The sequence below is a fragment of the Streptomyces gardneri genome (assembly GCF_006539185.1).
Lineage (GTDB): Bacteria > Actinomycetota > Actinomycetes > Streptomycetales > Streptomycetaceae > Streptomyces > Streptomyces gardneri.
This window is the reverse complement of the sequence record NZ_BJMN01000043.1, coordinates 1-22282: the sequence shown is the minus strand read 5'-3', so window position 1 is coordinate 22282 and position 22282 is coordinate 1. Positions and strand designations below refer to the sequence as shown.

The following is a 22282-nucleotide window of genomic DNA, read 5'->3' as shown; positions in this document are numbered from 1 at the left end:
TCTTTGCCACACCTACTCTGGCTTGCATGACGACCTCTCAAGGCTCCGACCGGCCCTGGTCCGACCTCGACCGGCCCCCGCTGAACGCCCCCGCCCTGCGCCGCGCGCTCGTGCAGCCCGACGGTCTGTGGACCTCGCTCGACGTGGTCACCAGCACCGGCTCCACCAACAGCGACCTCGCCGCCCGCGCCGACGACCTGCCCGAAGGCGCGGTACTCGTCGCCGAGGAGCAGACCTCGGGCCGCGGCCGCCTCGACCGCAGCTGGACGGCGCCCGCCCGCTCCGGACTCTTCCTCTCCGTCCTCCTCAAGCCGGCCGTGCCCGTGCACCGCTGGGGCTGGCTCCCGCTGCTCACCGGCGTGGCCGCCGCGACGGGCCTCGCGAAGGCCGCCGGGACCGACATGTCCCTCAAGTGGCCGAACGACCTGCTGGTTTCCGTCGGCGGCGAGGAGCGCAAGACCGGCGGCATCCTCGCCGAGCGTGCCGGAGAGGACGCCATCGTCGTCGGCCTCGGCATCAACGTCACCCTCCGCGAGGACGAGCTCCCCGTCCCGGGGGCCGGCTCCCTCCTCCTCGCCGGCGCCGTCTCCACCGACCGGGACACCCTCCTGCGGGCCGTCCTGCGCTCCCTCGCCCAGTGGTACGGCGACTGGGTACGGGCCGACGGCGACCCCGCCGCCTCGGGCCTCCAGCAGGCCTACGCGGCCGGCTGCGCGACCCTCGGCCGCCGCGTCCGGGCCGACCTGCCCGGCGAGCGGATGCTGGAGGGCGAGGCGGTCGCCCTGGACGGCGACGGGCGCCTCGTGGTGGCCACGGAGGGCGGCGGCACGGAGGCCGTCGGCGCGGGCGACATCGTCCACCTGCGGACTCCCGCCTGACGGCGCGGGCGGCGCCGGGACGGGCCGGACACGGCCAAGGGACGGAATGGCTCGCCGTTCAGGCGTGAGCCATTCCACACCTGCCGTATCGTGGAGCGCGATCCAGGCGACAGATCGGCAGGACAAGTGGGCAGGGAACGGGCAGGAGGCGGCCGGTGACCGTCGACGACGCGAACGCGGGCGACGGCGCCGAGCCACCCGCGAACCCCAACCCCGAACCGCCCACGTATCCCACCCCGCACCACGAGGTCGACCACACGGCCGAGCCGAGTGACGACCCCCTCGCCATCCGTCTCGAACAGCTGATCCTCGGCGCCGACCGCCGCTACACGCCGTTCCAGGCCGCCCGCACCGCCGGTGTCTCCATGGAGCTCGCCTCCCGCTTCTGGCGCGCGATGGGCTTCGCCGACATCGGCCAGGCCAAGGCGCTCACCGAGGCCGACGTCCTCGCGCTGCGCCGCCTCGCCGGTCTCGTCGAGGCCGGACTGCTCAGTGAGCCCATGGCCGTCCAGGTCGCCCGCTCCACCGGCCAGACCACCGCCCGGCTGGCCGAGTGGCAGATCGATTCCTTCCTGGAGGGCCTCACCGAGCCGCCCGAGCCCGGTATGACCCGCACCGAGGTGACGTACCCCCTCGTCGAGCTGCTCCTGCCCGAGCTGGAGGAGTTCCTGATCTACGTGTGGCGGCGGCAGCTCGCCGCCGCCACCGGCCGGGTCCTCGTGCAGGCCGCCGACGACGAGGAGATGGTCGACCGGCGGCTCGCGGTCGGCTTCGCGGACCTCGTCGGCTTCACCCGGCTCACCCGCCGCCTGGAGGAGGAGGAGCTCGGCGAACTCGTCGAGGCCTTCGAGACGACCTGCGCCGACCTCGTCGCCGCGCACGGCGGCCGGCTCATCAAGACCCTCGGCGACGAGGTGCTCTACTGCGCCGACGACCCCGGCACGGCCGCCGAGATCGCGCTCCGGCTCATCGAGACCCTCGGCCACGACGAGACGATGCCCGCGCTGCGGGTCGGCATCGCCTTCGGCACGGTGACCACCCGCATGGGCGACGTCTTCGGCACGACCGTGAACCTCGCGAGCCGCCTCACCTCGATAGCGCCGAAGGACGCCGTCCTCGTCGACGGCGCGCTCGCGGCGGAGCTCTCCAGGGCCGGGGACGCGCCCGCCTCCGAGACGGAGGCGGCCGAGGAGGCCGTCCGCGCGGAGAAGGAGGGCCGGGAGGCGGCGCGCTACCGCTTCGCGCTCCAGCCGATGTGGCAGAGGCCGGTACGAGGCCTCGGTGTCGTCGAGCCCTGGCTCCTGACCCGCCGCCCGACTTAGGATCTCGGGTGAACGCCCGTTAACCATCGTTGACGGGCCCGAGCGGGTCGGGAGGGCGTACGGCATGTCCGAGCAGCGTTTTGGTGAGTTCGTGGTGGTCCGGAAGGACGGCCATGTGGCGGAGCTGGTCCTCGACCGCCCCAAGGCGATGAACGCCGTCTCCTCCGAGATGGCCCGCTCCCTCGGCGCGGCCTGCGACGCGCTCGCCGCCGACGCCTCGGTCCGCGTCACCGTCCTCACCTCCTCGAACGACCGGGCCTTCTGCGTCGGCGCCGACCTCAAGGAGCGCAACTCCTTCACCGACGCCGAGCTCGTCCGCCAGCGTCCGACCGCCCGCGCCGCCTACACCGGCGTCCTCGAACTGCCCATGCCGACGGTCGCCGCCGTGCACGGCTTCGCCCTCGGCGGCGGCTTCGAGCTGGCCCTCGCCTGCGACGTGATCGTCGCCGACGGGACCGCCGTCGTCGGCCTCCCCGAGGTCTCCGTCGGCGTCATCCCCGGCGGCGGCGGTACGCAGCTCCTCCCGCGCCGGGTGGGCGCGGCGCGCGCCGCCGAGCTGGTCTTCACGGCGCGCCGCGTGGAGGCGGCGGAGGCCCGCGAGCTGGGCCTCGTCGACCTCCTGGCCGAGGACGCGCGGACGGGCGCCCTGGAGCTGGCCGGGCGGATCGCGGTCAACTCGCCGGTCGGGCTGCGCGCCGCCAAGAAGGCCATGCGCCTCGGCCAGGGCCTGGACCTGCGGGCCGGCCTGGAGGTCGAGGACGCGGCGTGGCGGTCGGTGGCCTTCTCCGGCGACCGGGCGGAGGGCGTGGCGGCGTTCAACGAGAAGCGGAAGCCGGAGTGGCCGGGGGAGTGAGGGAGTGCCCTCTCCTGCCCTCCTGCCCTCTTGGCCCATCCGTCCCTATTTGCACTAAATGTCACTTTCCGTGACGTCTCGCAGGGGAAAACGGGTCAAACCTCCCTAAGCTGGAGGAATGGGTGAGGATGTGCGGCTGCGGGCCGTAGTGGCGCTGGCGCAGGGGATGGCGGCGGCGCACACTCCACGCGAGTTCTGGCGGGCGGCGGCGCTCGGGTCCTGCGAGGGGCTCGACGGGACGTTCGCCGCCCTCTCCGTCTGGGAGCGGGACCACGGCAGACTCAAGGTCCTGGTCAACGCCGGGGAGCGGGCCGTGGGCGAGGAGGAGTTCCCGGACTCGGAGACGTATCCGGTGCACCAGTTCCCCGAGATCACCGAGTTCCTGCACGAGCAGTGGGCCGGCGGCGGCGAGCCTGACGCCTGGGTGGAGACCGCCGACGACCGGGTCCCGACCGGCCGCGTGACGGGCCTGCGCAGGCGCGGACGGGGCTGTTGCGTGGTCGCCCCGATCGTGCTGCACGGCCGGGCCTGGGGCGAGCTGTACGTGGCGCGGCCGCCCGAGGCGAAACCTTTCACCCGGGCGGACGCCGACTTCGCGACCGTCCTCGCGGCGGTCGTCGCGGCCGGCATCGCCCAGGCGGAACGCCTGGAAGAGGTCCGCAAGCTGGCCTTCACCGACCCGCTCACCGGGCTCGCCAACCGGCGGGCCGTCGACACCCGCCTGGACGAGGCCATCGAGCGCTACCGGGTCGACGGCTCCGTCGTGAGCCTGCTGGTCTGCGACCTGAACGGCCTCAAGCGGGTCAACGACACCCACGGCCACGCCGTCGGCGACCGGCTCCTCGAACGCTTCGGCTCCGTGCTCTCCCGCTGCGGCGCCCGGCTCCCCGGCGCCCTCGCGGCCCGCCTCGGCGGCGACGAGTTCTGCCTCCTCACGGTCGGCCCGACGGCGGACGAGGTGGTCGCGGTCGCCGAGGAGCTCTGCGTACGGGCGGCGGAACTGGAGCTCGGCGAGGGCGTGGCCTGCGGGGTGGCGTCCACGGGCGACCCGATCGGCCCGCTCAGGTCGGCGCGCCGCCTCTTCCGGCTCGCGGACGCCGCCCAGTACCAGGCGAAGGCCGCACGCTCGGCGAAGCCGGTCGTGGCGGGCCGCGACGGCACGGTCATCCGCCTGGCCGACGCCCCACCGGGAGCCCGCGACCGCCGCCGCTTCCGCGACGCACCCCCGATGCCACCACGCGAGGACCTGCCGCCTCGGGAGCCCTGAGGCGGCACGGGGTCGCCGCGCAGCCCGGGCAGAGCGTCTCGTCGGCGACGGGCCGGAACAGCATGGGCTGGACGTGTCTCCCGGAGCACTCCACGGCGCCTTCGAGGCGCGCGGAGAGGCGCGGGGGCCCCTGCGGGGCAGGGGGCGGGGCGAGGGGCGGTACGTCCTTCAGGAGGTACCGCACGAGCCCGCCTGGCCGGCGTACGGGCGTCCCGGCGCCGGGCAGGCCGAGCCGGAGGTGCTCGTGGACGTCGGCGGAGGTGTGCCCGGCGGCGAGCCAGCGGGCGACGAGGAGGGTGAGCTCGTCGCGCATGCCGGGCGGGATGCGGCGGAGGGCGGGGGAGAGGGGGGGAGGGCGCCGACGAGGGCGCGGGCCTCGACGAATTGGGGGTCGGGCCCGGGTTCGCCTTCGGGTTCGGATTCCGGATCGGACTCGGGATCGGGCTCCCGCTCCGGACGGGGCTCGTGCTCCGGCTCGGGCGGAGGGTTGGAGGTCTTTCCCTCCGGTGTTTTCTCTGGATGACCGTCGGTCGACGGGGGTGTCGGACCACCGACGGCCGGAGGGCGGGCACTCGGCGCCACCTGCGGATACACCCGCTCGATGCCGGTGTGGGCAGGCAGACGGGCGAAGACCTTGGCGGCTTCCTCGGGGCGTAACGGCGTGCTGGAGACGAGCTGTTGGGTGGCCCAGAGCCCGCCGGTCATCTGGACCCTGCGCTCGTGCACGTACCCCTCGGCCTTGAGCTGCCGCTTGGCGGTGATGAAGGAAGTGGCCCCGATCCGGGCGCGCTTGGCGGTGTCGGAGAGGGTTTCGCGGGCGTGTGCCGGGAGGGAGAGCTGCCAGGTCAGGAGGCGCGTCGCGTGGGAGTCGAGGCGCGGATGCCGGATGAGGGCGTTGGTCAGCTGGGTGAAGTCGCGCGAGGGCGCGATAAAGTTGCGATAGATCACGGGTGGACTGTTCTTCCACTAGTGGTTCAGGCCCTCGCCGACGGTTCCAGCCGTTGACGGGGGCCGATTTGTTGCGAACGTACCGAACGGCATATGCCCGGAACGACACGCTGGGCGAAGACCGCCCGTACGGGTGACGCTCGGCTTCCCGGGCCGTCCTGGCCGAAACAAGTTGGCCGAAAGAACGTCTCCAGGGATGTCGAACGGCGTCGCCCGGCTCCGACTTCATGGCGAGAGCGAGCCGCAAGGGCGGTACGCGCCACCGGAAGTCAGGCGGAGACACCATGGGTCGGATCATTCACTTCGTGCACCAGTCCCTCGACGGCTTCATCGCCGGGCCGAACGGGGAGTTCGACTGGCCGGCCATGGGCCCCGAACTCTCCGCGTACACGGAGGAACTGACCGCCGGTGACACGGTCTTCCTCTACGGCCGCAAGGTGTGGGACCTGATGTCCGGCTTCTGGCCGAACGCCGAGAAGTACTCGCAGGACCCGCACGACCTGGCCTTCGCGCCGGTCTGGCTGGAGGCCCCGAAGGTCGTGGTCTCCCGGACCCTCGCCGGCCAGGACCTCGACTGGAACACCACGCTCGTCTCCGAGAACGTCGCCGAGGAGCTGAGGGCGCTCGCGGCGACCGGAAAGAACCTGGTGCTGTTCGGCGGCGCGGACCTGGCCGCCCACCTCGGCGCGCACGGCGCGATCGACGAGTACCGGGTCGTCGTCCACCCCGTGGTCCTCGGCGGCGGCACCCCGGCCTTCCGCCCCGCCGAGAACCGCACGGAACTGGAGACGGTCGAGACCCGCACCTTCGACGGCCGCTCGATCCTGCTCCGGCACCGTGTCGTGCGCTAGCGGGTGTCCGGCGGACGGGCCTCCGGGGGCGTCGCGGTGGCGCAGACGGGGCGGGTCCGGGCGGCGTAGGAGCGTGCGGCCGTGAGGAGGGCGAAGCCGAGGCCGCCGAAGGCGGTTCCGCCGAAGGCGGCCAGCCAGAGAGTCCCGGAGAGGGTGGCGCCGAGATCCGTGTCGAGCCTGGGCGCCGGCAGCATCCCGAGGGCGGCGAGCGGGGCGTAGACGATCAGGAAGACCCCGTACACCGACAGTCCGAGCGCGGTCAGCCAGGCCGGGACCAAGGGCAGCAGACGCGGTACGCGGCGCCCGGAGAGGAACAGGGTCCAGCGGGGAAACACCTGCCCCCACGGGTACATCAGCCCGGCCAGCAGAAAGAACCCGAGTCCCGCGGCGAGGACGGTGACGTCGATGCCCACCTCGGCGAGCGCCTTGGCCACCTCCGAACCGCCGGAGTTCGACTCCCGCCACTTCTCCGCCGTGATACCGAGCGCGTCACCGCCCAGCGTCCAGACGGTCTTCACTCCGGCCCAGGGCAGCAGCCCGCACATCAGCAGGTAGGCCAGCCTCCTGGTGCGCCGGGAGGCGGTCGTGGCACCAGGGTGGACGAGTGGGCCGTCGTGGCCGCCGGCGTGCTGCTGCCCGCAGCGGGGGCATCTGCCGGTCAGCCGTCGGCGGTACGAAAGAGCGACGAGCGCGAGCGCGGCGGTGAGGGCCGTGCTCAACAGCACATGAGCCAGGCCGGTGGCGCTCTCCAGCCCGGAACCGGCCGCCAGGGTCACGACGTACGCGGGCAGGCTCGTCGCACCCATCGCGAACACGGGGACGGTCAGAACGAGCGCACCCCCCACCGCCGTTCGACCGGGCCGGCCCAGCTGCCGCCCGGTGGCCCGGCAGGCGACACCGGCGGCGACGGCCAGGCCGGCCAGGATCAGCTGGACGGCCGGTGAGTAGCGGATGTGCGGGGTGAAGGGCACCGCTGTTCCCGTCACGGCCCAGGTGGCCTCGACGACGGCGTACGCCGCGCCACAGGTCATGGCCGCGGCAGGAGCCCACTCGGGCCACCGTCGGTGAGGTGTTGGAGCGAGGGGCGGTGATCCCTCGCGTGTCCGTGTCGTTTCGGGGACAGCCACCGTGACCTCCGGCTTCCGTGGACCTGGTAGTTCACGCTCCTGCCGGGCCCGCCCCGGTCACATCGGCCCCGCGGACCGCTCCCCTCCCCCGCGTGGGGGAGGGGAGGTGCCCCGTGGGGCTGACGATCGGACTCAGAAGGCGCCGTTCAGGCCCCACCAGAGGCCGTTCTCCTCGCCTGCCCGCAGGCCTCCTGTGCCGGTGCCCCCGGTGACGGCGAACGGGGGGCGCGCGGAACATATGCGCAGTTCACTACCCGTCCCTTCGTACGGATGAAGGCCCGGGCGGGTCGAGGCTGCCGGGCGACCGCACCGCTGACGATGGGCCTGTCCCCGCGCTGTTCACAGTCCCCCAGTCCGCTTTCGGAGCGGGCTGCTGTGCCCTGCGCGTGAATCGAAGGAGAAAGATCTTGTCCGAGCAAGAGCAGGCCGAGCGGATCGTCGGGGAGTTCACCCTCGCCACCCCCGTCGGCGCAGAGTCGCCGGTCCCGCTGCCGTATCCGGTCCCGACACCGGACGCGGAGTGGGAACTGCCGAACGGTTTCGCCCACGTCTTCTACGGCGAGGGCAACCAGGGGATCACCCGGCCGGTGATCCTGTGCGACGGCTTCAACCTCGGCAAGAGCGACCTGACCGCGCTGTACGCCGGCCTCGACCGCGACTACCCGCTCCTGACCCAGCTGCGCCGCCGGGGCCGTGACGTCATCCTGCTCGGCCTGGACGAGCGCTCCGCCTCGATCCTGGACAACGCCGAAGCGGCGATGGCCGCCATCCTGCGGACCACCGCCGAGCAGCTGGGCGACGCGCCGCTGACCGTGGGCGGCTTCAGCATGGGCGGCCTGATCACCCGCTACGCCCTGGCCAAGTTGGAGCTGCGGCGGATGGACCACCGCGTCCGCCTGTACTTCTCCTACGACACCCCGCACCGCGGCGCTGTCGTGCCCGTCGGCCTCCAGGCGTTCTCCCACTTCATCCCGGTGCCGAACCCCTTCGCCCGGCAGATGAACAGCCCGGCCGCCCGGCAGCTGCTCTGGCGGCACTACGACCCGAAGACCGGGGAGATCGGGATCGCCCCCGAGCGCAAGCAGTTCCTGGAGGAGCTGGAGCAGGTCGGCAACTGGCCGCAGATTCCCCTCAAGCTGGCGCTCGCCAACGGCCGCGGCGACGGCACGGGCCTCCCGATCCCGCCCGGCGAGACCGCGCTGAAGGTCGAGCGGATCTACCCGGGCACGACCTTCTACACCCAGGCCGAGGGCAAGGACGTCATCGTCGCCGAGCTGAAGCGGAGGTTCCCCCCGGCCGAGAAGCCGATCACCACGAACGGCTTCCCCGAACTCGACGGCGCCCCCGGCGGAACCCTCCGCTCGTACGGCATCCTCGCCGACACGCTGAAGAAGGCCGGCGCGCAGACCGACCTGCGGCACGAGAGCGTCTGCTTCGTTCCCACGGTCAGCGCGGTCGCGATCCGCGACATCGACCAGCAGAAGGACCTCTACGCGCACGTCGAGGACCTGCCTCAGGAGGAGAGCGAGGTCGACGAGTTCATCTGGTCCTCGGAGACGACGGGACACACCGCCATCACCCAGGAACTCGGCGAGTGGCTGCTGGAGCGGCTGCCCGACTGATCCTCCGTGGTGCGTGGTTCGGGCTGTCCGCCTGCCGGGCGGCCCGAACGGGTAGCGTCAGCCGGATGACCGACGAAGCCGCCCGATGGGACCGGTACGCCACGCTCCTCCCGCCCGCCGAGGCCCAGGAGTTCACGGACTGCCGGCAGATCGGAGAGCAGGAAGCCGGGCTCGACCTCCTCGTCACGACGCTGCTGAAGCACCGGGTGCCGATCAGCGACACGACGCGGGCGGAGATCGCCGTGGCCGCCGAGGAGTGGGGTGTGTGGGGGACGCTCGCTCCCGACCTCGGGCGGTGCGTCGACGGTGGCCCGGGCGATGGTTCCCTGAAGCTCATCGAGCAGGCCGACGCCGTCAGGGCGGACCCGTTTGTCGTCGTCCCGTGGCTCGCCTGCCCCCGTTGCGACCGGACCCTCGCCCGCATGCACCACCGCGAGGGCTGGGGTGACCACTCCCTCGGCGCGATCCGCTACGTCCTGTCGGACGGGGACGCGCCGGTCGGACTCTTCGACCGCGAAACTCTCTGGGACGCCGTCACCGAACTCCGGTCGCCCTGCGGTCGCTTCGCGCGGGAGCCGAGGTACTGAGCGACTTCCCCTGCGCACCCGCGGTCCGACCCCTACTGCACGCTCCAGCGCGGCGGGTGGTCCGGATCGGCCGGGCAGCCGAAGACGTTGAGCCGGCCGTGGTTGCCCACGACCACCCCGGTGGGTACGGCGTGCGGGTACGGGCGCAGGCCCACGTCCTCGATCGGGGTCCAGCTCTCGTATCCGCCGCCCCACTCGGACGTGCCGACCGTCAGCAGGAGGCGCATCGGCGTCGCGCACGCCGCGCAGTCCATCGCGTACGGGTCCGTGACGTGCCAGGACGCGTATCCGCCGGCCTGCCAGCCGGGCGGGATCGACAGGTCGAACTGGTACGAGACCGGGTCGTCCTCGTCGTCCCGCTCCTCGGCCTCCTCCTCCCACGCATAGATCCGCTCGCACAGCTCCTCGGGCAGCAGTCCCGCGAAGGGGAACGTCTCCACCTGCTCCGGGTGCAGCTCGCAGGGCTCGGGGACGTACCCCTCGTAGCCGACGACCTGCGGTTGCGGCGGGGACGTCAGGATGTTCTCCACGTCCACCTCCCCCGACCTGCGCCAGCGCACGTCGAGGAACATGCTGTAGCCGGTGGGGCGGTGCGCGTCGAAAGGGCACCAGAAGACCTGGAGCAAGTCGGCGCCGTCCGGGCCCGGCGGGAGGTCCGGGACGTCCCGCGCGTACAGCTGCGCGAGGGCGAGCAGGGGCAATGGGTCGGTGTCGCTCGCCTCCGGCACCCGGTGTTCGCGGTCCAGGTCCTCGACGAGCCGGAGTTCCTCCGCTGCCATGCCTTCGTACGGCTCCCGCGTCCACGCGGCGGCCTGGACTTCGCGCTTCCGGCGGATGTCCGCCGGGCGCCGCCCCCGTCCCCGTCCATGCGCCTCCGTGCACACCGGCCACGGTTCGTCCGCCGGCCACAGCATCGGACCGCCGACCGAGCTCGCCGTCACGTCGGGCTTGCCCGGGCGCGGGTGCAGGCGGGTGGTCGTGCCTCGGTGGGCGGCCAGTTCCGGGAAGAGTGACGCGACGTCGAGTGGGCGGGGCGGGGTGGTTCTCCTCATGGGGCGACCCTATGTCGGTGCGCTCATTTAGCCTGTTGTGAGGGTGTGTTGGCCGAGGTGCGAGCGGGGTGGGGCATGACGACGACGGGGCGTGTCGTGGCGTGGGCGGCCGGGGTCGTCGCGCTCGGACTGATCGGGGTCGCCGTCTTCGTCGACCTGGACAGCGGCGACCGGATCGCCAGTGTCGTCGGGGCGGTGGTGGGCCTGGCGGTCGCCGCGTACACCTTCGTCGGTCCCTCCGGCTCGTCCGGGCGGCGCATCAGGGCCGGGCGGGGCGCGACCGTGATCGACGGGGACGTCAGCGGCAGCGCCGTCGGGCGCGGGTCCAAGGTCGTCGGGCCGCGCACGGCACCCCGCACAGGGCCCCGGCGTGCTCGTGGCAGTGACGACGACGTGCGGGTGGGGCCCGAGAGCAAGGTGGTCCTCGGTGACGTGACGGACAGCGCGCTCGGCGACGAGAGCGAGCGCCGGTGACCTTCTGGCGCAAGCGCGGGACCGAGCGTGTCTCCGTCGGCGGGGACTCCTCGTACAGCGCGGTCGGGCCGTACAGCTCTGTTGTCGTGCACCAGCCGTCCCCGCAGGGCGAGTTCGCCATCGGCTGGCCGCTGGAGGTGGGCGCCGTGCCCGCGCTCGCCTCCGCCTTCCAGCCCCGGACGGGGCTGCGGGAGCGGATCGACGCCGTGCGGGAGGAGGGCGGGACGGCGGTCCTCACGCAGGTCCTGTCGGGCGGCGGCGGGGTCGGGAAGTCGCAGCTCGCCGCGTCCTATGCCGCTCAGGCCGTCGCCGAGGGCGTGGACCTCGTGGTGTGGGCGCCGGCCGGTGAACTCCAGCAGGTCGTCACGCGGTTCGCCGAGGCGGGGGTGCGGGTCGCGGCGCCCGGGGTGACCGGCGCGGACCCCGAGGCCGACGCCCGGGCGTTCCTCGCCTGGCTCGCGACCACCTCGCGGCGCTGGCTCGTCGTCCTCGACGACATCACCGACCCCGGTGCGGTGGAGGGGTGGTGGCCGGTGAGTCGGACCGGCAGCGGGTGGGTGCTCGCCACGACCCGGCTCCATGACGCGCGGTTGACCGGGGGCGGGCGGCGGCGGGTGTCCGTCGACGTGTACGAGGCGGGGGAGGCCGCCGCGTATCTGCGGGCGCGGCTCGCCGACGAGGGGGGGCTCGCGGACGGGGCCGTGGACGAGCTGGCGGAGGAGCTGGGGCATCTGCCGCTGGCCCTCGGGCATGCCGCCGCGTACATGATCAACCACGGGTTGGGGTGCGGGGCCTACCTGGAGCTGTTCCGCGGGAGCCGGTCCATCGCGGAGGTCCTTCCGCCGTCCGCCGACGCCGAGGGGTACGGGCGGCAGATCGCGACGACGCTGCTCCTGTCGCTGGACGCGGTGGAGGCGGCGGATCCCGCGGGTGTCGCTCGGCGGGTGCTGGGGCTGGCCGCCCTGCTGGACCCGGCGGGGCATCCGGAGGCCTTGTGGCGAACGAAGGCGGTTCTGGAGTACCTCGGGGGGTGCGAGGCGGCCGCGACGCTGCGGGCGCTCCATCGGTACGCGCTGCTGACGTGCGACGCGGGGGTGGTCCGGATGCACGCGCTGACGGCGCGTGCGGTGCGCGAGGCCACGTCGGTGGAGGACATGCGGGCCATGGCGGTCGGGGCGGCCGACGGCCTGTACGAGATCTGGCCCTACCCGGACCAGCCGCACCGGGACCTGGCGGCCGTTCTGCGGGCCAATACGGAGGCCCTCGCGGGGACTGCGGGGGGGTATCTCTGGGACCCCACGGGTCATCTCGTCCTGTACGCCATCGGCTACAGCCTGCTCGATGCCGGCCTCATCGATGCCGCGACGGACTATTGGGGCGAATTCGCGGGCGCGAGTGTGCGGATCCTGGGGGCGGATCATCCGTACACCCTGGAGGCCACCGCCAACCTGGCCGTCGCCCACTGGCGCGCGGGTCGCAGCGCCGAGGCCATCGCCTTGGAGGAGCGCGTCCTCGCCGTCCGCACACGGGTCCTGGGCCCCGAGCACGTTCACACCCTCAGGAGCAAGAGCAACCTCGCCAGCTCGTACCGGCAGGCGGGGCGGCTCGTCGAAGCCACCGAGCTGATGGAGCAGGTGCTCGCCGACCACGAGCGCCTCTTCGGGCCGGAGCATCACGGGTCGATCTCGGCCCGGTCGAACCTGGTGGTGCACTACTACGAGGCGGGGCAGCTCACCGAGGCAGTCGCCTTCGGGGAGCGAGCCCTGGCCGACAGCGAGCACGCTTATGGCGCGGACGACCCCCGCACGCTCATGACCCGGCACAGCCTGTCGACGGTCTACCACTACGCCGGGCGGCTCGGCGAAGCCGTCGACCTGGAGGAGCGCGTGCTCGCCGACCGGGTGCGGGTGCTGGGCGCCGACCACCCCCACACCGCTCTCGCCCGAGCCAGCCTCGCGATGTCCTACTGGGAGCTGGGCCCGCGAGACCCGGCCCGCGACCTGCTCGCCCAGGCGGTGGCCGAGCTCACGCGACTGCTCGGCCCCGAGCACCCCGACACCGTCAAGTACCGGAAGTCCCTGACGGCGTTGCGCGCCCCCTCCCGCCCCCTCTGGCGCCGCATCCTGCGCCGTTGACGCCTGAGCGCGGCAGACTGGAAGCCCACCAGTGATCACCGGCTCGACGGTCGTCGGTCGGTAAGGGGCCGTCCCCTGGCGAGCCGGTGACGAAATCACCTAGTGACAGGTCGGTCTTCAGTCCGTAGGGTGCTGAATATGGATATGCAGACAGTCGTCCTCGGCACGTCCGGCACGACCCCGCAGGATGTCATCGACGTCGCCCGCCACGGCGCCCGCGTCGAGCTGTCGACCGAGGCCGTGCGCGCCCTCTCCGCCGCCCGGGACGTGATCGACGCCCTCGCCGCCAAGCCCGAACCCGTCTACGGCGTCTCCACCGGCTTCGGCGCGCTCGCCACCCGGCACATCAGCCACGAGCTCCGTGCCCAGCTCCAGCGCAACATCGTCCGCTCGCACGCCGCCGGCATGGGCCCGCGCGTCGAGCGCGAGGTCGTGCGCGCGCTGATGTTCCTCCGGCTCAAGACCGTCGCCTCCGGCCACACCGGCGTCCGCCCCGAGGTCGCGCAGACCATGGCCGACGTCCTCAACGCCGGCATCACCCCCGTCGTCCACGAGTACGGCTCCCTCGGCTGCTCCGGCGACCTCGCCCCGCTCTCCCACTGCGCCCTCGCCCTGATGGGCGAAGGGGACGCCGAGGGTCCCGACGGCGAGCTGAAGCCCGCCGGCGAGCTGCTCGCCGCGCACGGCATCGCGCCCGTCGAGCTCAAGGAGAAGGAGGGCCTCGCCCTCCTCAACGGCACCGACGGCATGCTCGGCATGCTGGTCATGGCCCTCGCCGACCTCGACACCCTCTACAAGTCGGCCGACATCACCGCCGCGCTCTCCCTCGAAGCCCTCCTCGGCACCGAGAAGGTCCTCGAGCCCGAGCTGCACGCCATCCGTCCGCACCCCGGCCAGGCCGCCTCCGCCGCCAACATGCTGGCCGTGCTCAAGGGGTCCGGACTGACCGGGCACGCCCTCGCCGGTGAGGCGCCCCGCGTCCAGGACGCCTACTCCGTGCGCTGCGCCCCGCAGGTCGCCGGCGCCGGCCGCGACACCATGGCCCACGCCCGGCTCGTCGCCGAGCGCGAGCTCGCCGCCGCCGTCGACAACCCCGTCGTCCTCGCCGACGGCCGCGTCGCCTCCAACGGCAACTTCCACGGCGCCCCCGTCGCGTACGTCCTCGACTTCCTCGCGATCGCCGCCGCCGACCTCGGCTCGATCGCCGAGCGCCGCACCGACCGGCTCCTCGACAAGAACCGCTCGCACGGCCTGCCGCCGTTCCTCGCGGAGGACGCCGGCGTCGACTCGGGCCTGATGATCGCCCAGTACACGCAGGCCGCCCTGGTCAGCGAGATGAAGCGGCTCGCCGTCCCGGCCTCCGCCGACTCCATCCCGTCCTCCGCCATGCAGGAGGACCACGTCTCCATGGGCTGGTCCGCCGCCCGCAAGCTGCGCACCGCGATCGGCAACCTGAACCGGATCATCGCGGTCGAGCTGTACGCCGCGACCCGGGGCATCGAGCTCCGCGAGGGCCTCACCCCGGCGCCCGCCTCCCAGGCCGCCATCGACGCGCTGCGCGCCGCCGGTGTCGAGGGTCCCGGCCCGGACCGGTTCCTCGCGCCCGACCTGGCCGCCGCCGACACCTTCGTCAGCGAGGGGAGGCTGGTCGCCGCCGTGGAGCCCGTCACCGGGCCGCTGGCGTAGTCGTCCCGTACGTACGGCGAAGGCCGTATGTGCGGCGAAGGGCCCACCCGGAGTCCGGGTGGGCCCTTCGGTGTGTCCAGGGCTCAGAGGCTCCGGGCTCAGAGGCTCCGGGGCTCCGGGGTTCAGGGGTTCAGGAAGCCCTGCCCCGCTGTCTCATCGCCAGGGCCACGAAACCCGCGCCGACCCCCAGGAACCCCGTCCCGCCCAGCAGGTACGGCGTCGTGTCCAGGTTTCCGGTCTCCGCGAGACGGGCCTCGTCCGCGGCGGGGTCGTCGTGGATGATGCCGATCCCGACCCGGACACCGCCCTGCTCGTCGGTGGCGTTGGCGGACGGTACGAACCACAGGGCGCACAGCAGTGTTCCCGCCGCGGTGGCGGTGAGAAGTGGGCGTCGGGCGGCGGACACGGAAATTTCGATCCCCCTTTGAGGAAACCGCACATCGGTCGGTCCGCAGATGCTAATGAAAACAGCGGGTCGCGGGAAAGCCGGGAGCCGGGTGACCCTACGCTCCGACGCATGAGTACTTCCGAGACAACGCGCTTCGTGCGACTTCGTGTCGATCTGGTCCTGGAGATCGACGGTCCCGCCGAGCTGACCGAGGCCGCAGAGGGCCGGATCGACGGCGACGAGTTCATGCCCGAGGAGGAGCGCGTCCAGGCCCGCGCCGCCGCCCGCGAGGACAGCGCCGAGGCCCTCGCCTACCTGGTCGAGCCCTTCGACCTGATCCGTGAGGTCCCCGGGATCGAGATGGTCCAGGCCTCCTGGAGCACCGAGGAGGTCGAGTACGACCCCGATGCCCTGGAGTGGGACCTGGGCGAGGAAGATGGGGAAGCGGAAGACGGGGAAGACACCGAAGACACGGAAGACATGGACGGCGACGGCCGGGCCTAAGGGGAGCGGACCACCGGCTCACAGGCCTCGGGACGGTGTCCCGGGGCCTTTCTCATGGCCTCGGGAACCATGCGTACCACCCGTGCGTGTCGAACAGTGGTGTTCCCCACAAACCGTCCGGTTCCGGAACCGGACGGGGTGTCATGGGTATTTAGGTAAGCGTTGGCAAGCATTGGCTAGGGAATCGGCGACGATGGAGATGCGTGTGATGACGGACGGCAAGCGCCGCAAGAGCCTGGCGGTCGCGGCCGCGGTGCTCGGCGGCGTGCTGGTGCTCTCGGCGTGCAACGACGACAACGGCGGCAGCGCCTCCGGGTCCACGACGCCACCGTCACAGTCGCAGGTCGACGAGGCGGCCGAGGCGGCCAAGACCTCGAAGGCGCAGATCACCATCGCGCCCAAGTCCGGCACCCAGAACGCGTCGATCAACAACGACGCCAAGGTCACCGTCACCGAGGGCAAGCTCACCGACGTCACCATGACGTCCGCCGAGGGCGCCGCGGTCAAGGGCGAGATAGCGGCCGACGGGCTGAGCTGGAAGCCGAGCGAGCAGCTGGAGCGGGCCACGGTCTACAAGATCGCCGCCACCGCCACGGACGCGGCCGGCCTGGAGGCCCACGAGAACTCGTCCTTCACGACGGTCTCGAAGGCCAACAGCTTCATCGGGAGCTTCACCCCGGAGGACGGCTCGACCGTCGGCGTCGGCATGCCCGTCTCGATCAACTTCAACAAGGCGATCACCGACAAGGCCGCCGTCCAGGGCGGCATCACCGTCACCTCCAGCGCCGGTCAGGAGGTCGTCGGGCACTGGTTCAACGGTCAGCGCCTCGACTTCCGCCCCGAGAAGTACTGGACCGAGGGCTCCACGGTCACGCTGAAGCTCGACCTCGACGGTGTCGAGGGCGCGGACGGCGTCTTCGGCGTCCAGCAGAAGACCGTCACCTTCAAGATCGGCCGCAACCAGGTCTCGACCGTCGACGTCGCCACCAAGACCATGACGGTCACGCAGGACGGCAAGACGATCAAGACGATCCCGATCTCCGCCGGCTCCCCGGACAACCCGACCTACAACGGTCAGATGGTGATCTCCGAGAAGTTCAAGGAGACCCGGATGAACGGCGCGACCGTCGGCTTCACCGACGACGACGGCAAGGGCGAGTACGACATCAAGGACGTGCCGCACGCCATGCGCCTGTCCACGTCGGGCACCTTCATCCACGGCAACTACTGGGGCCCGGACTCGATCTTCGGCTCCGCCAACACCAGCCACGGCTGCGTCGGTCTGAACGACGTCAAGGGCGCCGGCGACCCGAACCAGCAGGCCGCCTGGCTCTTCGACCACTCGATCGTCGGTGACGTCGTGATCGTCCAGAACTCCAAGGACAAGACGATCGCCCCCGACAACGGCCTCAACGGCTGGAACATGAGCTGGGCGGACTGGAAGGCCGGCTCGGAGGTCTGATCCCCCCGTGTACGCAGACGAGGCCCCCTCCTGGTGGAGGGGGCCTCGTCGTCACTCCCGTACGGGAGCGGGCTCGTCCACGCCCCATTGGGCGAGCAGCCGCAGCGCGTCCGCCGAGGCCGTCCCCGGCTCCGCGTGGTACGTCACGAGCACCAGGTCCGGATCGTCGCCCGCCACCTTCATCGACTCGTACATCAGGGTCATCTCGCCCACCAGCGGATGCCGCAGCCGCTTCGTCCCGTGCCCCTTGTCGGCCACCGTGTGCGCCGCCCACAGGGAGCGGAACTCCTCGCTCTTCACCGACAGCTCGCCCACCAGCGCGAGCAGCTGCGGATCGTCCGGGTAGCAGCCCGCGTACAGCCGGAGCACGCTCACGATCTCGGTCGCCTTGCACTCCCAGTCGATGTACAGGTCGCGCGCGTTCGGATCGAGGAAGATCATCCGGGCCATGTTCCGCTCCTCCGGCTCCCAGGCCGCGAAGTCGCCCATCAGCGCCCGCGCCATCCGGTTCCAGGCCAGGATGTCGAGGCGCCGGCCCACGAGGGCGGCGGGCACCCCGTCCATCGAGTCGAGGAGGTGGAGGAGCCCCGGACGGATCCGCTGCGGACGCGCGATCGCCGCCCGCTGCCGCTTCTTCATCGTGGGCTTCGCCAGGTGCGTCAGATGCGCCCGCTCCGTGTCGCTCAGCCGCAGCGCCCGCGCGATCGAGTCCAGCACCTCCATGGACACGTTCCTGCCGTTGCCCTGTTCGAGGCGCGTGTAGTACGCGACGGAGACACCGGCCAGCTGCGCGAGCTCCTCCCGGCGCAGCCCCGGCACGCGACGATGGCGCCCGAACTCCGGCAGCCCCACGTCCTCCGGCTTCAGCCGGGCCCGGCGCGAGCGCAGGAATTCGCTGAGTTCGGCACTGAGATCCATGCGTCCCGATTATCCCAGGTCGTACGACCGGGCGGACGTACGTACCTGTCCCTGCCAGTGGTAGGCACAGCGGTCGTAGGCAGAGCAGGTGTCTGGGTGATGTCCGAGGCTTCCCGCAGGCTGGAGCCATGACCACGAACGCGACCACCGTCCCCGCCTACGCCGCACCCGCCGCCAACGCCCCGCTGGAGCGCACCACCGTCCCGCGCCGGGCCGTCGGCGAGCACGACGTCCTCATCGACATCAAGTACGCCGGCATCTGCCACTCGGACATCCACCAGGCGCGCGACGGCTGGGGCGAGGGCATCTTCCCGATGGTCCCCGGTCACGAGATCGCCGGCATCGTCGCGGAGGTCGGCCCCGGGGTCACGAAGCACAAGGTCGGCGACCGGGTCGGCGTCGGCTGCTTCGTCGACTCCTGCCGTGAGTGCGCGTACTGCCGGCAGGGCCTCGAGCAGTACTGCACGCAGGGCATGACCGGCACGTACAACGCGCTCGGCAAGGACGGCGAGCCGACCTACGGCGGCTACTCGACCCGGATCGTCGTCGACGAGAACTACACCCTCCGCATCCCCGAGGGCATCGCCCTCGACGAGGCCGCGCCGCTGCTCTGCGCCGGCATCACCCTCTACTCGCCGCTCGCCCACTGGCAGGCCGGCCCCGGCAAGAAGGTCGCGATCGTCGGCCTCGGCGGCCTCGGGCACATGGGCGTCAAGATCGCCCACGCGCTCGGCGCCGAGGTGACCGTGCTCAGCCAGTCGCTGAAGAAGCAGGAGGACGGCCTCAAGCTGGGCGCCGACCACTACTACGCGACGAGCGACCCGGAGACCTTCACGAAGCTCGCCGGCACCTTCGACCTGATCATCTCCACCGTCTCCGCGCCGCTGGACTTCGGCGCCTACCTGAGCCTGGTGAAGACGGACGGCGCCCTGGTCAACGTCGGCGCGCCCGAGGAGCCCGTCGCGCTCAACCTCTTCTCCCTCATCGGCGGCCGCAAGACCCTCGCCGGGTCGATGATCGGGGGTATCGCCGAGACGCAGGAGATGCTCGACTTCTGCGCCGCACACGGTCTCGGCTCCGAGATCGAGGTGATCGGCGCGGAGCAGATCAACGAGGCGTACGAGCGGGTCGTCGCGAGCGACGTCCGGTACCGCTTCGTCATCGACACGTCGACGATCTGATCCTGTGACGTAGGGGGAGGGCGCAGGAGGGGGCCGGGGCGTGCCGCCGCCCCGGCCCCTTCGTCGTGACGACCGCGTGCGGTCGTCAGCTCACGCGGAACTCCCGCACCGTCAGCCACGTCTCCAGACCGGTCTGCGCCTCGGTGGTCCGCAGCCTGACGTACCGCGCCCTGGTGCCGGCCGGGGCCGTCAGGACGGTGTCGGGGCCGCCCGACAGCTCGCCGAGCGGCTGCCAGTCCGTACCGTCCAGGGAGTGCTCGACCACGCCGCGGCGGGGGTAGCCCTGCGGCCGGTCGGACGCGCCGAGCGCCAGCTCGACCCTGCCGACCGCCCGCTCGGCCCGCAGGTCGAGGCCGACGAGGGCGCCGGGCTTCGGGTCCCAGAGGCCGCGGAAGTGCGTCGAGTCGTCACCGTCGACGGCGCGCGGGATCAGGTTCTCCTGGTCCGCCTCCAGATTGGTGAAGGCCTTCGGGCGGGGGGTGACGCCGAGCGAGACGTCGTGCTCGGCGACGGCGTCGAGGACGAAGGCGTCCAGCACCCCGTCGGCGACGATGACCGGGATCTTCAGCCCGTACAGGTGGGTGTACGTGTAGGACTGGGCGTGCGCGACCCGGCCCGGGAGGAGTGCGCGCAGGCGCGCCGCCTCGGCGGTGTCGCCCTCGCGTACGGCGCCGGTCAGGGCGAGCGCGGTGCGGGCCGCTGTCCCCCAGGCCTCGGCGGAGTTCAGCCAGGGTCCCGTCTGCTCGACGAAGCGGCGGTCGGGCAGGTCGGCCCGGAGGACGGCCGGAGCGTTCTCGAACGCGGCGAGCTTCCCGTCCAGGACGGCGGCGGCGGCGCGGTCGCCGGTGGCCGCCCTGCGGAAGCAGGCGATGGCGGCGGCGAGTTCGGGGGACTGGCGGCCGGTCGTCCGGGAGAAGAAGCTGCCGTCGGCGAAGGTCCGCAGCGCCTGCCGGACGCGCCGGTCGCCGCCCGCGCGCTCCGCGAGCGCGGCGGTCCACGCGGTGCCCGGGTCGTAGGCGCGGTCGCTCCAGAGGTACTCGGCGACCGTGAACAGCCCGATCTTGGAGGCGTCGGCCTGCGGCATCGGGTTCGCCGTGTAGCCGGCGAGGTCCCCCGGGAGGCCCTTCTCGCGGCCCTCCAGCGGGCCGAGCATCAGCCGGCCGGGGACGTAGTCGTTGACCGGGAAGTTGTCCCAGAGCAGCACGTCGTGGCCGAAGAGCCGCTTGGCCTCGGCGGCCTGGGCGCGGGTGATGGCCGGGGCGATGCCCGCGGTGCCGGTCCACTGGACGAGGACCCCGTCCGCGAGCTTCTCCTCCAGGACCTTCTTGTACGGCGTCGCCTCGAGGTCGTAGTACTCCGTCGGCACCGTCTGGAGCGGGGCGGCGTCCGGATGCGCGGCGCGCAGGCCCTCGTTCACCCGGTTCACGAACAGCGCCTGGGCCTCGCCCGCGGCGGCGCCGCCCGTGCCGAACCGCTCCTTGTCGGCCTCACAGTTCCACGTCGTGTAGTTGATGTCGTCCAGCGGCACGGAGAACGACCGGACGCCGATGCCCCAGACGCTCTCCAGCTTGGCGACCAGCGCCTGGGCCTCCTCGGGCGCGCTGTAGCAGACGGAGAGCCCGGGGGAGACGGCGTACGTGAAGTCGACGTGCCGTGCGCGGGCCCGGTCGGACAGCTCCCGGATCCGGGTCACCTCGGTGGCCGGATAGGGCTCGCGCCACTTGGCCCGGAGGTACGGGTCGTCCTTCGGCGAGTAGATGTACGTGTCGAGCTTGTGCTCGCCGTAGTAGTCGAGCTGGTCGAGGCGGGTCGCGTGGGTCCACGGCGTGTCGTAGAAGCCCTCGACCACACCGCGCGCGGCGGCGGCCGGCCAGTCCCGCACGGTCACGCCCTGGAGGCGGGCCCCGGACAGGGTGGTGCGCGGCAGCAGTTGGCGCAGCGACTGGGCGGCGTAGTAGGTGCCCCGGGCGTCGACGCCGGAGAGCACGATCCGCTCCGTGCCCTCGGCGGAGCGGCCCGCCGCGAGGACGTAGCCGTCGGCGGGCAGGCCGGCCGGGCCGGGGACGCCGAGGGCGGTCAGGGCGCCGGCCGAGGCCGGGTTCTCCCGTACTCCGCCGACGTGGACGGTCAGTTGGCCGCGGACGGGGGCGGCGGCCTTCTGGAGGGTACGGGCGCCCGCGTCGCGCAGGGCCTTCTCGACCACCTGGAGGGCGGCCGGGTCGGTCCGCGGGTCGGTCACCAGCGTCACGGTCGGGGTGACGGTGACGGCGTCGGCCCGCTGCGCGAACTGCTGCGGGGTGGGCGTGACGGCGGCGGTGGCGTACGCGGTGGGGGCCGGGGCGGAGTCCGCCGAGGCGGAGTCTGCCGGGGCCGCGCTCGCCGGCAGGGCCAGGGGCAGTCCCAGGGCCAGGGTCAGCGCGGCGGCGGTGGCGATCCGAGGCGGGGTGCGTCCGGGTTCGCCTGTGATACGGGTCGAGGGCATGGGGGCGCTCTCCACGGGTCGCGCGCGGACGGGCCGCGGGTATCGGTCAGGAGCACTAGGGACCACATCAGCCCTAAGGGCGCAGGTCAACGCCCCTAGGTAGGGGGGTGGGCGCACGGCCGCCGGCCGTGCGCTCCCTGTGCGCCAATAGGGGGTGGGCCAGGGGGATTTATCGCCCTCTTCAGGGGGGAGTTGCTCTGGCGGTGCCTGGAGCGGCCGGATTCAATGTGATCCGGTTCGGCCGTCCGTCGGCCGTCCGCCGGCCGGTCCGCTTCCGGTCCGTCATGTGTAGTCAGCAGCCGCTGCAACCCCAGGGAGCGTTGTGTCCCGTCGTCTGTTCACCTCGGAGTCCGTCACCGAGGGTCACCCGGACAAGATCGCTGACCAGATCAGCGACACCATCCTCGACGCACTGCTGCGAGAGGACCCCACGTCGCGCGTCGCGGTCGAGACGCTGATCACCACCGGTCTGGTGCACGTCGCCGGCGAGGTGACGACCAAGGCCTGGGCGGACATCCCCGCCCTCGTCAGGAGCAAGATCCTGG

Annotated in this window: 20 protein-coding genes; 14 read left to right on the top strand and 6 right to left on the bottom strand. The window is 72.4% G+C overall.

Annotated elements, in window-relative coordinates; translation table 11 throughout:
* The first annotated feature begins 26 nt into the window (after positions 1 to 26).
* From SGA01_RS29815 to SGA01_RS29800, 4 genes are all read left to right on the top strand, one after another.
* Complete coding sequence (locus tag SGA01_RS29815) at positions 27 to 878, top strand: biotin--[acetyl-CoA-carboxylase] ligase (protein WP_141300252.1); 852 nt, start codon at positions 27 to 29, stop codon at positions 876 to 878.
* A gap of 155 nt (positions 879 to 1033) precedes the next feature.
* Positions 1034 to 2200: an adenylate/guanylate cyclase domain-containing protein gene (locus tag SGA01_RS29810; RefSeq protein ID WP_141300250.1), complete on the top strand. Its 1167-nt coding sequence runs from the start codon at positions 1034 to 1036 to the stop codon at positions 2198 to 2200.
* Positions 2201 to 2264: 64 nt separating this feature from the next.
* Positions 2265 to 3053 carry an enoyl-CoA hydratase/isomerase family protein gene (locus SGA01_RS29805; protein WP_055641659.1) on the top strand — a complete coding sequence of 263 codons (789 nt, stop codon included), beginning with the start codon at positions 2265 to 2267 and terminating at the stop codon, positions 3051 to 3053.
* 118 nt (positions 3054 to 3171) lie between these two features.
* Positions 3172 to 4320, top strand: coding sequence for a GGDEF domain-containing protein (locus SGA01_RS29800; protein ID WP_141300248.1), 1149 nt, complete (start codon positions 3172 to 3174; stop codon positions 4318 to 4320).
* Between the two features lie 168 nt (positions 4321 to 4488).
* Here SGA01_RS29800 and SGA01_RS29795 read toward each other — a convergent pair whose 3' ends face one another.
* Positions 4489 to 5268 (bottom strand): hypothetical protein, encoded by a 780-nt coding sequence (locus SGA01_RS29795; RefSeq protein WP_174867542.1) that lies wholly within the window; start codon positions 5266 to 5268, stop codon positions 4489 to 4491.
* A 284-nt stretch (positions 5269 to 5552) separates the two neighbouring features.
* On the opposite strand from SGA01_RS29795, the gene SGA01_RS29790 reads away from it, so the two are divergent.
* The gene (locus tag SGA01_RS29790; protein ID WP_141300246.1) at positions 5553 to 6119 is read left to right on the top strand and encodes a dihydrofolate reductase family protein; all 567 of its coding nucleotides are present in this window, start codon (positions 5553 to 5555) and stop codon (positions 6117 to 6119) included.
* Here SGA01_RS29790 and SGA01_RS29785 read toward each other — a convergent pair.
* Positions 6116 to 7150, bottom strand: a complete 1035-nt coding sequence (locus SGA01_RS29785) for a hypothetical protein (protein WP_141300244.1) — start codon at positions 7148 to 7150, stop codon at positions 6116 to 6118. The two genes, SGA01_RS29790 and SGA01_RS29785, sit on opposite strands and share 4 nt — an antisense overlap.
* Before the next feature lie 503 nt (positions 7151 to 7653).
* Here SGA01_RS29785 and SGA01_RS29780 point away from each other — a divergent pair.
* A complete protein-coding gene (locus SGA01_RS29780; protein ID WP_141300242.1) occupies positions 7654 to 8868 on the top strand; it encodes an esterase/lipase family protein in 1215 nt (404 codons plus the stop codon).
* A gap of 65 nt (positions 8869 to 8933) precedes the next feature.
* On the top strand, positions 8934 to 9455 hold the full coding sequence (locus SGA01_RS29775) for a hypothetical protein (protein ID WP_141300240.1): 522 nt from the start codon (positions 8934 to 8936) through the stop codon (positions 9453 to 9455).
* A 32-nt stretch (positions 9456 to 9487) separates the two neighbouring features.
* Here the strand turns inward: SGA01_RS29775 and SGA01_RS29770 are convergent, their stop codons facing one another.
* Positions 9488 to 10507 (bottom strand): hypothetical protein, encoded by a 1020-nt coding sequence (locus SGA01_RS29770; RefSeq protein ID WP_141300238.1) that lies wholly within the window; start codon positions 10505 to 10507, stop codon positions 9488 to 9490.
* A gap of 75 nt (positions 10508 to 10582) precedes the next feature.
* On the opposite strand from SGA01_RS29770, the gene SGA01_RS29765 reads away from it, so the two are divergent.
* From SGA01_RS29765 to hutH, 3 genes are all read left to right on the top strand, one after another.
* A complete protein-coding gene (locus SGA01_RS29765) occupies positions 10583 to 10981 on the top strand; it encodes a hypothetical protein (RefSeq protein WP_024756774.1) in 399 nt (132 codons plus the stop codon).
* A complete protein-coding gene (locus SGA01_RS29760) occupies positions 10978 to 13116 on the top strand; it encodes a tetratricopeptide repeat protein (protein WP_141300236.1) in 2139 nt (712 codons plus the stop codon). Before SGA01_RS29765 ends, SGA01_RS29760 begins: the two co-directional genes overlap by 4 nt.
* 144 nt (positions 13117 to 13260) lie before the next feature.
* Positions 13261 to 14802 carry a histidine ammonia-lyase gene (gene hutH, locus SGA01_RS29755; protein WP_141300352.1) on the top strand — a complete coding sequence of 514 codons (1542 nt, stop codon included), beginning with the start codon at positions 13261 to 13263 and terminating at the stop codon, positions 14800 to 14802.
* Positions 14803 to 14932: 130 nt separating this feature from the next.
* On the opposite strand, the gene SGA01_RS29750 is transcribed toward hutH, so the two are convergent.
* On the bottom strand, positions 14933 to 15208 hold the full coding sequence (locus tag SGA01_RS29750; RefSeq protein WP_174867540.1) for a hypothetical protein: 276 nt from the start codon (positions 15206 to 15208) through the stop codon (positions 14933 to 14935).
* Between the two features lie 111 nt (positions 15209 to 15319).
* Between SGA01_RS29750 and SGA01_RS29745 the strand changes: the two genes are divergently transcribed.
* Together SGA01_RS29745 and SGA01_RS29740 are read left to right on the top strand one after the other, a co-directional pair.
* Positions 15320 to 15694 carry a hypothetical protein gene (locus SGA01_RS29745; RefSeq protein ID WP_141300234.1) on the top strand — a complete coding sequence of 125 codons (375 nt, stop codon included), beginning with the start codon at positions 15320 to 15322 and terminating at the stop codon, positions 15692 to 15694.
* Positions 15695 to 15887: 193 nt separating this feature from the next.
* Positions 15888 to 17156 (top strand): L,D-transpeptidase, encoded by a 1269-nt coding sequence (locus SGA01_RS29740; protein ID WP_141300232.1) that lies wholly within the window; start codon positions 15888 to 15890, stop codon positions 17154 to 17156.
* Positions 17157 to 17207: 51 nt separating this feature from the next.
* On the opposite strand, the gene SGA01_RS29735 is transcribed toward SGA01_RS29740, so the two are convergent.
* Entirely contained in the window at positions 17208 to 18074 is an 867-nt protein-coding gene (locus SGA01_RS29735; RefSeq protein WP_141300230.1) for a helix-turn-helix transcriptional regulator, read from the bottom strand.
* A 128-nt stretch (positions 18075 to 18202) separates the two neighbouring features.
* On the opposite strand from SGA01_RS29735, the gene SGA01_RS29730 reads away from it, so the two are divergent.
* On the top strand, positions 18203 to 19255 hold the full coding sequence (locus tag SGA01_RS29730; RefSeq protein WP_141300228.1) for an NAD(P)-dependent alcohol dehydrogenase: 1053 nt from the start codon (positions 18203 to 18205) through the stop codon (positions 19253 to 19255).
* A gap of 85 nt (positions 19256 to 19340) precedes the next feature.
* On the opposite strand, the gene SGA01_RS29725 is transcribed toward SGA01_RS29730, so the two are convergent.
* Positions 19341 to 21737, bottom strand: coding sequence for a glycoside hydrolase family 84 protein (locus tag SGA01_RS29725; protein ID WP_167534218.1), 2397 nt, complete (start codon positions 21735 to 21737; stop codon positions 19341 to 19343).
* A 322-nt stretch (positions 21738 to 22059) separates the two neighbouring features.
* Here SGA01_RS29725 and SGA01_RS29720 point away from each other — a divergent pair.
* The coding region (locus tag SGA01_RS29720) for an S-adenosylmethionine synthetase N-terminal domain-containing protein (RefSeq protein WP_304364581.1) at positions 22060 to 22282 on the top strand (223 nt) is incomplete at its 3' end.